Source organism: Paraburkholderia kururiensis (assembly GCF_034424375.1).
Classification (GTDB): domain Bacteria; phylum Pseudomonadota; class Gammaproteobacteria; order Burkholderiales; family Burkholderiaceae; genus Paraburkholderia; species Paraburkholderia kururiensis_A.
This window is the reverse complement of the sequence record NZ_CP139965.1, coordinates 754,792-766,769: the sequence shown is the minus strand read 5'-3', so window position 1 is coordinate 766,769 and position 11,978 is coordinate 754,792. Positions and strand designations below refer to the sequence as shown.

At 68.4% G+C, this 11,978-nt stretch carries 10 protein-coding genes; 8 read left to right on the top strand and 2 right to left on the bottom strand.

The window, feature by feature from the left end; translation table 11 throughout:
• The first annotated feature begins 126 nt into the window (after window positions 1–126).
• The 8 genes from hpnD to U0042_RS03505 all read left to right on the top strand — a co-directional run bounded on the left by hpnD (window position 127) and on the right by U0042_RS03505 (window position 7,972).
• The gene (gene hpnD, locus U0042_RS03540; RefSeq protein WP_114809892.1) at window positions 127–975 is read left to right on the top strand and encodes a presqualene diphosphate synthase HpnD; all 849 of its coding nucleotides are present in this window, start codon (window positions 127–129) and stop codon (window positions 973–975) included.
• On the top strand, window positions 975–2,276 hold the full coding sequence (hpnE, locus tag U0042_RS03535; RefSeq protein WP_114809891.1) for a hydroxysqualene dehydroxylase HpnE: 1,302 nt from the start codon (window positions 975–977) through the stop codon (window positions 2,274–2,276). The genes hpnD and hpnE overlap by 1 nt, the downstream gene beginning before the upstream one ends.
• Window positions 2,273–4,351 (top strand): squalene--hopene cyclase, encoded by a 2,079-nt coding sequence (gene shc / locus U0042_RS03530; RefSeq protein ID WP_114809890.1) that lies wholly within the window; start codon window positions 2,273–2,275, stop codon window positions 4,349–4,351. Before hpnE ends, shc begins: the two co-directional genes overlap by 4 nt.
• A gap of 2 nt (window positions 4,352–4,353) precedes the next feature.
• Window positions 4,354–5,094, top strand: coding sequence for a phosphorylase (locus U0042_RS03525; RefSeq protein WP_114809889.1), 741 nt, complete (start codon window positions 4,354–4,356; stop codon window positions 5,092–5,094).
• 227 nt (window positions 5,095–5,321) lie between these two features.
• Entirely contained in the window at window positions 5,322–6,200 is an 879-nt protein-coding gene (locus U0042_RS03520) for an AraC family transcriptional regulator (protein WP_198665243.1), read from the top strand.
• Between the two features lie 218 nt (window positions 6,201–6,418).
• The gene (locus U0042_RS03515; protein WP_114809888.1) at window positions 6,419–6,817 is read left to right on the top strand and encodes a cupin domain-containing protein; all 399 of its coding nucleotides are present in this window, start codon (window positions 6,419–6,421) and stop codon (window positions 6,815–6,817) included.
• Window positions 6,808–7,305, top strand: coding sequence for a DUF2000 family protein (locus U0042_RS03510; RefSeq protein ID WP_114809887.1), 498 nt, complete (start codon window positions 6,808–6,810; stop codon window positions 7,303–7,305). Before U0042_RS03515 ends, U0042_RS03510 begins: the two co-directional genes overlap by 10 nt.
• A 169-nt stretch (window positions 7,306–7,474) precedes the next feature.
• Entirely contained in the window at window positions 7,475–7,972 is a 498-nt protein-coding gene (locus tag U0042_RS03505) for an acyl-CoA thioesterase (protein ID WP_232833295.1), read from the top strand.
• Window positions 7,973–8,202: 230 nt separating this feature from the next.
• On the opposite strand, the gene U0042_RS03500 is transcribed toward U0042_RS03505, so the two are convergent.
• Together U0042_RS03500 and U0042_RS03495 are read right to left on the bottom strand one after the other, a co-directional pair.
• A complete protein-coding gene (locus tag U0042_RS03500; protein ID WP_114809885.1) occupies window positions 8,203–9,216 on the bottom strand; it encodes a VacJ family lipoprotein in 1,014 nt (337 codons plus the stop codon).
• Entirely contained in the window at window positions 9,213–11,846 is a 2,634-nt protein-coding gene (locus U0042_RS03495) for an MMPL family transporter (RefSeq protein WP_114809884.1), read from the bottom strand. The genes U0042_RS03500 and U0042_RS03495 overlap by 4 nt, the downstream gene beginning before the upstream one ends.
• Window positions 11,847–11,978: the final 132 nt, after the last annotated feature.

Below are 11,978 nucleotides of genomic sequence, written 5' to 3'. Positions count from 1 at the left end.
CCGTTTCCGGCCTGGCTGCCGGTGCCTCGCGCGTGTCCGCGCGCGCGGGCGACCCGCTCCACGATCATTGTGCTGCGGGCCTGAATTCCTGACCGCCCCCTCGCGGGCGCCCCAGCGGAGATCGTCTTGGCCGTTTCCAATCTCGTCGTGGACGATACAGCAACCGATGCCGCTGCCATGTCGTCCGGCAGCTCGTTCTATCTGGCAATGCGCATCCTGCCTGCGGCACAGCGCGATGCCATGTACCAGGTCTACGCGTTCTGCCGCGCCGTCGACGACATCGCCGACGGCGACCGCCCGCGCGCCGAACGCGCCGCCGCGCTCGAAGCGTGGCGCGCCGACATCGACGCCTGCTACGCCGGCACGCCGCGCGCCTCGCTCGCGGCGCTGACGCGGCACATCCATACCTTCGGACTCAAGCGCGAAGACTTCCACGCGATGATCGACGGCATGGCCATGGACGCCGCTGCCGACATCTGTGCCCCCGACGAAGCCACGCTCGACCTGTACTGCGATCGCGTCGCGAGCGCGGCCGGCCGGTTATCGGTGAGGATTTTCGGGATGGAGGAAGAGCCGGGGCGCCAGCTCGCACATCACCTCGGCCGTGCGCTGCAACTCACGAACATCCTGCGCGACATCGACGAAGACGCGGCCATCCACCGCTGCTATCTGCCGCGCGAATTGCTCGCGCGCGAAGGCATCGCCGTGAGCAGCCCGGCCGCCATCGTGGACGACCCGTCGCTGCCGCGCGTCTGCATGACGCTCGCCGAGCGCGCGAAGGAGCACTTCGCCGCTGCCGACGCGATCATGGACACCGCGCCGCGCGCCCAGGTGAAGGCGCCGCGCATCATGTCGGGCGTCTACCGTTGCCTGCTGGATCGCACGCTGGATCGCGGCTTCGACATTCCGCGCACGCGGGTCAAGAAGCCGCGGGCGCGGCTCTTGTGGATCGTGGCGCGCTACGCATTGTTCTGATGCCGAGGCTTGTCCACGTGATCGGCGCGGGCCTGGCCGGTCTGGCCGCTGCGGTCCAGTTGCAGCGGCGTGGCGCGCGGGTGGTGCTGCACGAAGCGGCGGCGCAGGCGGGTGGCCGCTGTCGCTCGTATTACGACGAAGCGCTCGGCGCGACCATCGACAACGGCAATCACATCGTGCTGTCCGGCAATCACGCCACGCTGAACTACGCGCGCGTGATCGGCTCGAGCGACGAACTGGAAGGGCCGCACCGTCCCGAATTCGCGTTCGTGGACGTCGCGGCGGGCACGCGCTGGACGGCGCAGTTTTCGTCAGGCTGGCTGGCCCGCTGGATCTTCAATGCCGAGGCGCGCGTGCCGGGCGCGCGTCCGCTGGATTTCGTGCAGCTCGTGCCGCTGCTGCTCGCGAAGCCGGGCCGCACGGTGGCGCAGACGCTGCGTGGCGAAGGCGCGTTCTGGACGCGCCTCGTCGAACCGCTGCTCCGCGCCATGCTCAATGCCGAGCCGCGCGACGCAACGGCGCAGCTCGCAGGCGCACTCGTGAGGGAAACCTTTGCGGCGGGCGGCGCGGCGTGCCGGCCGCTCGTGGCGCGCGACGGACTGGCGAGCGCGTTCGTCGATCCGGCGCTGCGGCTGTTGCAGCACGGCGGCGCGGTGATCCGGCTCGGCTCGCGGCTGCAATCGATGGCATTCGACGAGCGCCCGGCCACGGCAAGCGGCATGGCTGCCGCGCGCGTGAGCGCGCTGAATTTCGGCGAGGAGATCATCTCGCTCGGCGAAACGGATGCCGCCATCCTCGCCGTCCCGCCGGATGCGGCTCGCGCGCTGGTGCCCGGTATTCAGACGCCGCAGCGGTCCAGCGCCGTGGTGAGCGCGCATTTCGCCGTGGAGCCGCCGTTCGGCACGCCCGCGGCCACGAGTTTGCTGAACGGCACGGCGCAATGGATGGTGGCCTCCGACGGCCGGCTCTCCGCGACCGTCTACGCCGCGGACCGCTTGCTCGCGATGCCGCGCGAGGCGCTGGCGCGGGCGATCTGGGCGGACGTGGCGCAAGCCGCGTCGCTGCCCGCGGAGCCCATGCCGGCCTGGCAGATCGTGACGGAAGCCCACGCCACCTTTGCCGCCCGGCCGGACGAAGAGACGCGCCGGCCCGGCACGCGCACACGCTGGAACAACCTGATGCTGGCGGGCGACTGGACGGCCACCGGTCTGCCCCCAACGATTGAAGGAGCGATCCGCTCGGGCCAGAAGGCCGCGGACCTCCTGCTTGACGTACCGATTGCACCGATGGAGCGCCGATGAACGATTTGACCCAAGCCTTGCCAATGGACGACTCCGCAGCGGATGCCGCGACCTTGCCGGCAGGTGACGCTGCAAACGAAGCGGCGAACGACGCGGTGAACGACGCCCGCGCGCTGCCGCTTGAAGCCCACGCGCCCGCGCTGGCGTCGCTCGATGCGAGCGTGGCGCGCGCCACCGACGCGATCCTTGCCGCCCAGAAGCCCGACGGCCATTGGGTCTACGAACTCGAAGCCGACGCCACGATCCCCGCCGAATACGTGCTGCTCGTGCACTACCTGGGCGAGACGGCCGACGTCGAACTGGAGCGCAAGATCGGCCGCTACCTGCGCCGCATCCAGCTGGCCGATGGCGGTTGGCCGCTTTTCACCGACGGCGCAATGGACGTGAGCGCCAGCGTGAAGGCGTACTTCGCGCTGAAGATGATCGGCGACGCCGAAGACGCCGAGCACATGGTCCGCGCGCGCAACGCGATTCTGGCGGCGGGCGGCGCGGAAGCCGTGAACGTGTTCACGCGCATCCTGCTCGCGCTCTACGGCGTCATCACCTGGTACGCGGTGCCGATGATGCCGGTCGAGATTACGCTGTTGCCCAAGTGGTTTCCGTTCCATCTTTCGAAGGTGTCGTACTGGGCACGCACGGTCATCGTGCCGCTGCTCGTGCTCAACGCGAAGCGGCCGCGCGCGCGTAATCCGCGCGGCGTGCGTATCGACGAACTGTTCCGCGGCGCGGCCGTCACCACGGGCCTGTTGCCGCGTGCGCCGCACCAGAACGAAGGCTGGTTCGCGTTCTTCCGCGCCGTGGACGGCATTCTGCGCACCGTCGATCCGCTCTTTCCGGGCTATCTGCGCCAGCGCGCCATCGACGCCGCCGTCGCCTTCGTCGACGAGCGCCTGAACGGCGAAGACGGCCTGGGCGCGATCTTCCCCGCCATGGCCAACGCCGTGATGATGTACGACGTGCTCGGCTATCCCGCGGATCACCCGAACCGCGCGATTGCCCGCCGCTCCATCGACAAGCTGCTCGTCATTCACGAGGACGAAGACGAGGCGTATTGCCAGCCGTGTCTTTCGCCGGTGTGGGACACGTCGCTCGTGGCGCACGCGCTGCTGGAGACCGGCGACGCGCAGGCCCGGCAAGCGGCGCTGCGCGGCCTGGAATGGCTGCGCCCGCTGCAGGTGCTCGACGTGCGCGGCGACTGGATCTCGCGCCGCCCCGACGTGCGGCCCGGCGGCTGGGCGTTCCAGTACGCGAACGCGTATTACCCCGACGTGGACGACACCGCCGTGGTGGTGATGGCCATGCATCGCGCGGCGGGACTCACGCAGTCGGACGTCGATAGCGAAGCCATTGCGCGTGCGCGCGAATGGATTGTCGGCATGCAGAGCAGCGACGGCGGCTGGGGTGCGTTCGAGCCCGAAAACACACAGTACTACCTCAACAACATCCCGTTCTCCGACCACGGCGCGCTGCTCGATCCGCCCACTGCGGACGTGTCCGGCCGTTGCCTTTCGATGCTCGCGCAGCTGGGCGAGATGCCGGGCACGAGCGAGCCGTCGCGTCGCGCCTACGACTATCTGCTGAAAGAGCAGGAATCGGACGGCAGCTGGTACGGCCGCTGGGGTATGAACTACATCTACGGCACGTGGACAGCGCTGTGCGCGCTGAACGCGGCCGGCCTGTCGCACAGCGACCCGCACATGACGCGCGCCGTGCAGTGGCTCGTCTCGATTCAGAACGACGACGGCGGCTGGGGCGAGGGCGGCGAGAGCTACAAGCTCGACTACCGCGGCTACGAGCGCGCGCCGAGCACGGCCTCGCAGACCGCCTGGGCGGTGCTCGGCCTGATGGCCGCCGGCGCGGTGGATCATCCCGCCGTTGCGCGCGGCATCGCGTACCTTCAGGCGAACCAGCAGGAACATGGGCTGTGGGACGAAACGCGCTTCACGGCGACGGGCTTTCCGCGCGTGTTCTATCTGCGCTACCACGGCTATCGCAAGTTCTTCCCGCTGTGGGCGCTTGCCCGCTATCGCAATCTCAAGCGCGACGGCGTCGCGCGCGTCGCGGTCGGAATGTGACGATGCGGGCGCCAACGGTTGCCGTGTCCGGGGACGCGGCGGGCCTGCCCGTCATCGTCGTGGCCGGCATGGCGTTCGAAGCGCAGATCGCGCGCGGCGAAGGTGTGGAGGCCGTCTACGCGGCGCGCGCCGATCTGCTCCAGCGCGCTCTGCGGGACGCGATGCAGCGCGGCTGCGCGGGCATTCTGAGTTTCGGCACGGCGGGCGGACTCGCGCCCGAACTTACGCCTGGCACGATCGTCGTGGCGGATGCGGTGGATGGCCCGCTCGGCCGCGTCATGACGGACACCGCGTGGACTCAGCGGCTCGCGGCGGCATTGGCGGCCTCGCCGCTGGCAGCACGACTGCGGCGCGGCATCCAGGCCGCCGTGTCGGCGCCGCTGACGACGGCGGGGGACAAGCAGGCTCTCTACCGGTCCACGGGCGCGCTCGCGGTGGACATGGAATCGCACATCGCAGGCGCCGTTGCTGCGGCGCAGGGCGTGCCGTTCGCGGTATGCCGCGCGGTGGTGGACCCGGCGTGGCGCTCGCTGCCCCCGGCCGCCATGGCGGGACTGCGTGACGACGGCAGCACGGCGGTGCTGCCTGTGCTGCGTGAACTGGCCCGGCGGCCGGCGCAGCTCGGCGCGCTCTTGCAAGTAGCCGCCGACGCCCGCGCCGCACGCGTCTCCCTCGTGCGGGCACGGCAGACGCTCGAACGGGCTCGGGCGCTGTGGCCGGTGTCGGTGGGTAGCGTCCGCTGAGGGCGCCGGAGCTGCGCCGAGGCTAACGGTGAATGCGCCTTGCCGGTCGGCTGTACCGGCGCTGCCGGCGCAGATAACGCGTGTGCGGCGCCCCGACGCGGGGCGGCCCGCGTGCCGTGCACGCGCCTGACCAGCCCGCTATATCATCTCTTTTCGCCGGCACCGGGCGGGTGGATATCGTCGCAAGGCCTGTTTTGCAGGGGCAGAGCGAAGCGAAGGGGAATCGGATGAAGGCAGCAGGAGAAGGGGCCGAAATCGCAGTCGGGACCGAGGCGCGCGCCCAGCCGCAAGTGCCGCCGCAACTGCCTCATACCGACTGGATCCACCGCGCGCACCAGGGCGACATCGAGCGCATCGAGGCCTTCTTTCACGCGCACGCCTACGACATGCACCGGCACGACACCTACGCGATAGGTCGCACGCTCTCGGGTGTCCAGTCGTTCCACTATCGGCGCCATTTCGTGCACAGCCAGCCGGGCCGCACGATCGTGATTCACCCCGACGAACCGCATGACGGCGAGGCCGGCTCCGAGCACGGCTTCCGCTATCGCATGGTCTACGTCGAGCCGGCGCTGCTTCAGCAGGCGCTGGGCGGCCGGCCGCTGCCGTTCGTCGAGGGCGGCATTTCCGACGATCCGCGCCTGTATGCCGCCACCGACGTGCTCTTGCGCGGCATGGACTGCCCGCTCGATCCGCTCGAGCGTGACGACGCCATTCTCGATCTGGCACTGGCGCTGGACGCCGTTTCCGGCGCCCGTCGCCTGCGCCAGGCGGCGGACTATCATGCGGCGCGGCGGGCTCGCGAATATCTGCACGATGCGCTCGACTGCGCGGTGAGCCTCGACGATCTGGCCGCCGCCACGGGCCGCGACCGCTGGAGCCTGTCGCGCGATTTCCGCGCATTCTTCGGTACGAGCCCGTACCGCTATCTGACGATGCGCCGGCTCGACCGCGTGCGGCAGCTAATGGTGCTGGGCCGTCCGCTCGCCGAGTCGGCCGCAGCCGCAGGCTTCGCCGACCAGAGCCACATGACGCGCCACTTCACGAAGACGTATGGCCTGTCCCCGTCACGCTGGCTGAAGACGCTCGCCGGCATGGGGCGCTGAGCGGCCACTGTCGAGTCGATCAGCCTGGCCGGTCCGTTCAGCCATCACGCCGAGGGCCGGCAGACCATGCATCGGCGGGCGGCGAGGTCGAATTGGGCTTCCCGCGCCGCGGCCCGGTGAGCCGCCCACTTCCGCCCCTGCTTGCACAATCGTTCAAGACGCATTGAGCGCGCGCCGTCTACGCTCGCCCTTCGTAGCATCTGACGAAGGAGACGCACATGACACCCACCGACCATCACGCCCCAGCTGAAACGGCGTACGCGCCCATCAATCTGGCGGCCAGGCTCGCACTCATCCACGACCAGTGGCAGCAGCGCGTAGTCGCCGAAATGAACGACTACCAGTTCAAGCTCGTGAAGATCCAGGGCGACTTCCTCTGGCACGACCATCCCGATACCGACGAGACCTTCATCGTGCTCGAAGGCACGCTGCGCATCGATTTCCGCGACGGCTGCGTCCATGTCGGCGCGGGCGAGATGTTCGTGGTGCCGAAGGGCACAGAGCACAAGCCGTTCGCCGAGGGCGAAGTCCAGATGATGCTGATCGAGCCGCGCGGTGTGCTCAACACCGGCCGCGAGACTAACGAACGCACGGCGAGGAACGACGTATGGATCTGACGAACGAGGATGCGCGCGCCAATCCCGCTCCGGCTTCTGCTGCGGGCGCGTCGGCAGTGGAAGCCGTGCAGGCACGGCCCGTTTTCGATACCAAGATTGCGGTGATCCTGCGGGACGACCTGCCCGTCTGGAAGAAGCTGAACGTCACGGCGTTCATCGTGAGCGGCATTGCGGCGACTGTCGAAGGCGTGGTGGGGCCGCGTTACGTGGATGGGTCGGGCAAGTCGTATCTGCCGATGTTCCGGCAGCCGGTGCTCGTCTATTCCGCTAGCGACGAAGAACTGCGCCGCGCATTCAAGCGGGTGTCCGAACGCGAACTGGACATGTCGATCTTCACGGAAGACCTGTTCGATACCGGCCACGACGACGACAACCGCGCCGCCGTGGCAGCAGTGCCGACCGATGAACTGAGGCTGGTCGGCATCGCCCTGCGCGGCGAGAAAGGACGCGTGGACAAGGCGCTCAAGGGTTTGCGGCTACACGGCTAGAGCCGCTGCCCTGGGGGACTTCGTATCGGGGCGGGGGGCGGCTCGGGCAGCACGCGGGGGGGCTTGTATTGACTAGGGTAAACCCTTATATCTGTTATAAGATAAGAGTTAACCCTAGTCTTGCCCCAATACGTCGGGCCGGACCGCACTGATCGAGGCACGCCAGATGATGAATTTCCACACCCGCAAATGGGTCAAGCCCGAAGACCTGAACCCCAACGGCACGCTGTTCGGCGGTAGCCTGCTGCGCTGGATCGACGAAGAAGCCGCGATTTACGCGATTTGCCAGCTCGACAACCAGCGCGTCGTGACGAAGTTCATGTCGGAAATCAATTTCGTCAGTTCGGCGCGCCAGGGCGACATCATCGAACTGGGCATGACGGCGACGCATTTCGGGCGCACGTCCATCACGCTGCGCTGCGAAGTGCGCAACAAGATCACGCGCAAGAGCATCTTGACCATCGAGAAGATGGTGTTCGTCAATCTCGACGAGCAGGGCAACCCGGCGCCGCACGGACGCGAGCGCATCCGTTACGCCGACGAAGCGTTCGCGCGCCATCTCGAACGCTCGCAGACTGCGGCCCGTGCCGTGGCGGCGGCGCCCGGCGCATTGCTGGAAGGCGGCGAAGAGGCGGACCACGAACCGGAAGAGCAAGCGGCGCACTAACGGCGTGTGGCGGCGGCCAGATGGCCGCTGCTTCTGTATGGTTTTCGCGCAGCGGTTCGGCGAAGAAGAAAAGGTCCGTTGCTGCATACAATACAAAGCCCTGCAAGGCGTCACGCCTTGCAGGGCTTTTGGTTGCTGCTGCGCCGGGGAGCGCGGGATCAGGCGCGTGGCGGACTCTGGAGCCGGAGCAGCAGCGGTTGGCGCCTCGCCAGGCGTTCCACGTCGCGCCTTTACTGCGCCGCAGGCGCGCTGGCAGGCGTAGCGGCACCATCGGACGCCGCAGCCGGCGCCGCAGTCTCATTGGGCCCGGACGCGGCCTTGGCCGGCGCGGCCGTTCCGGCCTTGCCGCTTACGCCTGCTCCCGGCGCGCCAGCGGCGCCCGCTGCCGCGGCGTTACCCGCCGCACCGGTTGCCGGCGTGGTGTCCGCCGCCGCGCCGCTAGCCGCAGCAGTACCGGCCGCCCCCGCCGCACCGCCCGCAGCAGGCGCGCCGCCGGCATTGCCCGTGTCGCCATCATCCGACGCTCCCGGGTCGCCGTAATCCGGCAACGCAGGCGGCGCCGAGGAGCTTTTCAAAAGCGACTTGCGCTGCTGCGTATAGGCGTCGCGCACGAACGAGTACTTGTCGAGCGCCGCCTGTTCCAGCAGGTTCGACGCGCCCAGCAGGTCGGAGCGCACGCTCACGAACTGCGCGCCATACATCGGATTGCGTACCGCCGGCTCCATGTAGTTCATCGGATTGAAGCGCACGTCCACGGCAAGGCCCACGCTGTCGCGGAACGAGCTTGGACCGAAGATAGGCAGCACCAGGTACGGCCCCGACGGAATGCCCCAGCGGCCGAGCGTGAGCCCGAAGTCCTGTTTGTGTTTGGGCAGGCCGGCAGGTGTCGCCCAGTCGAGCAGGCCGCCCAGGCCGAAGGTGGAGTTGAACGCCACGCGCATGAGGTCTTCGGTGGCGTCCGTGATCTTCAGCTGCAGCAGGTCGTTGGCGAAGTTGCTGATGTCGCCGAGGTTCGAAAAGAAGTTGCTCACCGCCGTGCGAAACGGCTGCGGCGTCACCTTCTGGTAGCCCTTCGCGATGGGCACCGCGATGGCCTGGTCCACCGTGTCGTTGAACTTGAAGATGGCGCGGTTCATCGGCTCCAGCGGGTCGCCGGGTTTGCGCTCCGGGCCGGTTGCGCAGCCGGACGTCAGGGCGGTCGCGCCTACGGTTGCAAGCACCAGTGCGGCGTTTCGCTTCTTCATTGATCGATTCCCTGAAGTTGTTTTGTTTTGCGCGCGCGCTCCACGCGGGGTCGGCCCATCAGTACCGGCTGGAACACCACGGCGCCGATCAGCGTGCAGAAGAGCGCGAGCGCGAGCAGCCGCCCCATGCTGGACGTGCCCGGGTGATGCGAGAGCCACAGGCTGCCGAACGCCGTCGCCGTGGTGGCGGCGCTGAACATCACCGCGTGCGTGAGGCTCGATTGAAGCAGCCCCGTCTGGCCCGAGCGCCACGCCATGACGAAGTAGATCTTGAAGGCGACGCCCACGCCCAGCATCAGCGGAAGCGCGATGATATTCGCAAAGTTGAGAGGCATGCCGAAAACCACGCAAAGCTCGAGCGTCACCACGGCGGACACCAGCAGCGGAATCAGCGTGCGCAGCACGTCGGCGAAGCGTCGCAGCGCGAGCCACAGCAGCACCGTAATGGAGAGCACCGCCCACGCGCCGGCCTGCAGGAACGCCTTGATGATGGTGTTGGCCGAATGGAGGATCGAGATCGGGCCGCCGATGGCGCCGGGCTCGGCGGCCTTCACGGCGTGCGCGAAGTTGCGCAGCATGACGTCGTCGTTGGGATCCACGCCGGGCGGCACTTTCGGCGCGACGTCCACGAGCGCGTGGCCGTCCGGCGCCACCCAGTCGCGCACGATGCCGGGCGGCAGCGTGGCGCGGGTGATCTCCGTGGGTTGCAGCAGGTTCGCGAGCTGTCCGAGCGCGAGCCTCAACGGTTCGGCGATGGCCTTTTCGGCGCGATCGCGCGTGGCGGCGTCTGCGTTGGCGAGCTTCGTCAGCGTGGCCGAGAGGTGCTTCGCTTCGGCGGCGCCCGCGCCCGGGTGCTCGTCGGCGGCGAGCGAGAGCTGGTTCGCCGCGCGCTTGAGCGCCGCGACGCGCACGGCGTCGGTGGCGGCCGGTGCCGGAGCTTGCGTGAGCGCGGGCAGAAGCTGCTGGGCGGCGCTCGCAATGAGCATCATCTTCTGCTGCTGGTCGCCGGGTATGAAGCTGGAGAGCGTCGTCGTGCGGCCCACCTGCGGCAGCGCGGAGAGGTGTGACGCGATGCGGTCCGCGTCCGCGAGCGACGAGCCCAGCACGCTCACGTCGTTGACCGAGATGACGGGCGAGTTCTTCAGCGCGAGCAGCGTGGCCATCGACTCCGTATGCGGATCTTTCAGATGCAGCGGGTTGAAGTCGAACTGAAGACGTGCGAGCAGCGGCGAGGCGCCCACCACGACGACGAGCGTGCCGATCAGCACCGGTTTGCGGTGGCGGTCCAGAAACGCGTCGACGGGCGCGAGTTGCTTGAAGCCCGGCGGCGTGGCTTCGCCCGGCGGCGCGAACAGTTTGATGAGCGCCGGCAGCAGCGTCATGCTTGCGAAATAGGCGACGAACATGCCGACGCCGGCAATCCGCCCAAGTTCGGACACGCCGCGATAGGCCGTGGGCAGGAACGAAAAGAAGCTCTCGGCCACGGCCACGGCGGCCAGCGTGAGCGGCACGCCCACGCTGCGGCCGGTATTGACGAGCGCGGTCTCGATACGGTCTTCGTGGTAGCGCTCCTCGCGGTACTTCACGCCGAACTGCACGCCGAAGTCCACGCCCAGGCCGACGAACAGCACCATGAACGCCACGGAGATCATGTTGAGCGCGCTCACCATCATCAGACCGAGCGCCGCGGTCACGGCGAGGCCGACCGCGAGCGTCACGAGCACCGCGACGATCATGCGGCCCGAACGCAGCGCGAGCCACAGAATGCCGAGCACGACGAGCAGGGTGATGGCGCCGTTCAGCGCGGCGCCGTCTTCGACGGAGGCGAATTCCTCGTCGGCGAGCGGCTGTTCGCCCGTAAGCCGCACCTTCGCGCCGTAGCGCGTGTCGAGGTGCAGCGCGGCGGCCTGGGCGCGAATGGCTTCCGAGGCGCTCGCGCCCGCGCGCAGCTTCGCGTAGTTGAGCACCGGCTGCACGGTGACGAACGCGTAAGCCGGTTTCGCGGCGGCGTCTTTATCGACGAGTCCGCGCCACGAAAACGCCGGATGCTGGCCGGCCAGCACGCGGTCGAGCACGTCGGCGCTTTGCGAGAGCAGATGCGCCATGTTGGGCAGCTTCACCTGGCCGATCTGCAGCGGCAACATCAGGCTCGTGGTGAGCACGCCGGCAAGGCCGGTCAGGCTCGGATCCTGCGCAAGGGCATTCACCAGCGGACGCGCCTGCACGAGCTGGCCGGTGGTGTTGAGCACGTCGTTCACCGGCAGGAAGAGCAGGCCGTTGTGCTGGAAAAAGGGCCCGCCTGCGGGCTGCGTGACCGAGCTGAACTCGCTCGTATCTTTCTTGAGGCTGGCGGCCAGTTCGTCGGCAGCCGTGTCGGCGAATTCGGGGGCGTCCGCTTCCACCACGACCAGCACGGTCTGGGTGCGTTGCGGGAAGGCCTGGTCGATGGCGTCGCCGAGCGCGGCCCAGTCCTTGTCGTTTTCGATCAGCTGGCTGACGTCGGTGTTGATGCGAAAGTGTTGGGCAACGTAGAAGCTGCTCAGAACGGCGAGTATCAGGGAGACGGCGATGACCCACGCCGGGCGGCGTACGGACCACGCGACGAGGCGGACGATAAATGGCTTCAGCATACAGGCGGGGGCCCTGTCGATGGCGTGTTGTCTGGAAAGAGCGCACAAGTATACCGACGCCGCCCGCGCGGGCGCGGCAGCGCGGCACGCCAGGCGGCTGGACCAAAGTCGGTATACTGGCCCGTTGCGGGG

Bases quoted from the DNA above. Each gene is read 5' to 3' on its own strand.
- hpnE (WP_114809891.1), top strand. From the start codon at position 975: ATGCCGAGGCTTGTCCACGTGATCGGCGCGGGCCTGGCCGGTCTGGCC.
- U0042_RS03505 (WP_232833295.1), top strand. From the start codon at position 7,475: ATGAATTTCCACACCCGCAAATGGGTCAAGCCCGAAGACCTGAACCCC.
- shc (WP_114809890.1), top strand. From the start codon at position 2,273: ATGAACGATTTGACCCAAGCCTTGCCAATGGACGACTCCGCAGCGGAT.
- U0042_RS03515 (WP_114809888.1), top strand. From the start codon at position 6,419: ATGACACCCACCGACCATCACGCCCCAGCTGAAACGGCGTACGCGCCC.
- U0042_RS03500 (WP_114809885.1), bottom strand. From the start codon at position 9,216: ATGAAGAAGCGAAACGCCGCACTGGTGCTTGCAACCGTAGGCGCGACC.
- U0042_RS03510 (WP_114809887.1), top strand. From the start codon at position 6,808: ATGGATCTGACGAACGAGGATGCGCGCGCCAATCCCGCTCCGGCTTCT.
- U0042_RS03495 (WP_114809884.1), bottom strand. From the start codon at position 11,846: ATGCTGAAGCCATTTATCGTCCGCCTCGTCGCGTGGTCCGTACGCCGC.
- U0042_RS03520 (WP_198665243.1), top strand. From the start codon at position 5,322: ATGAAGGCAGCAGGAGAAGGGGCCGAAATCGCAGTCGGGACCGAGGCG.
- U0042_RS03525 (WP_114809889.1), top strand. From the start codon at position 4,354: ATGCGGGCGCCAACGGTTGCCGTGTCCGGGGACGCGGCGGGCCTGCCC.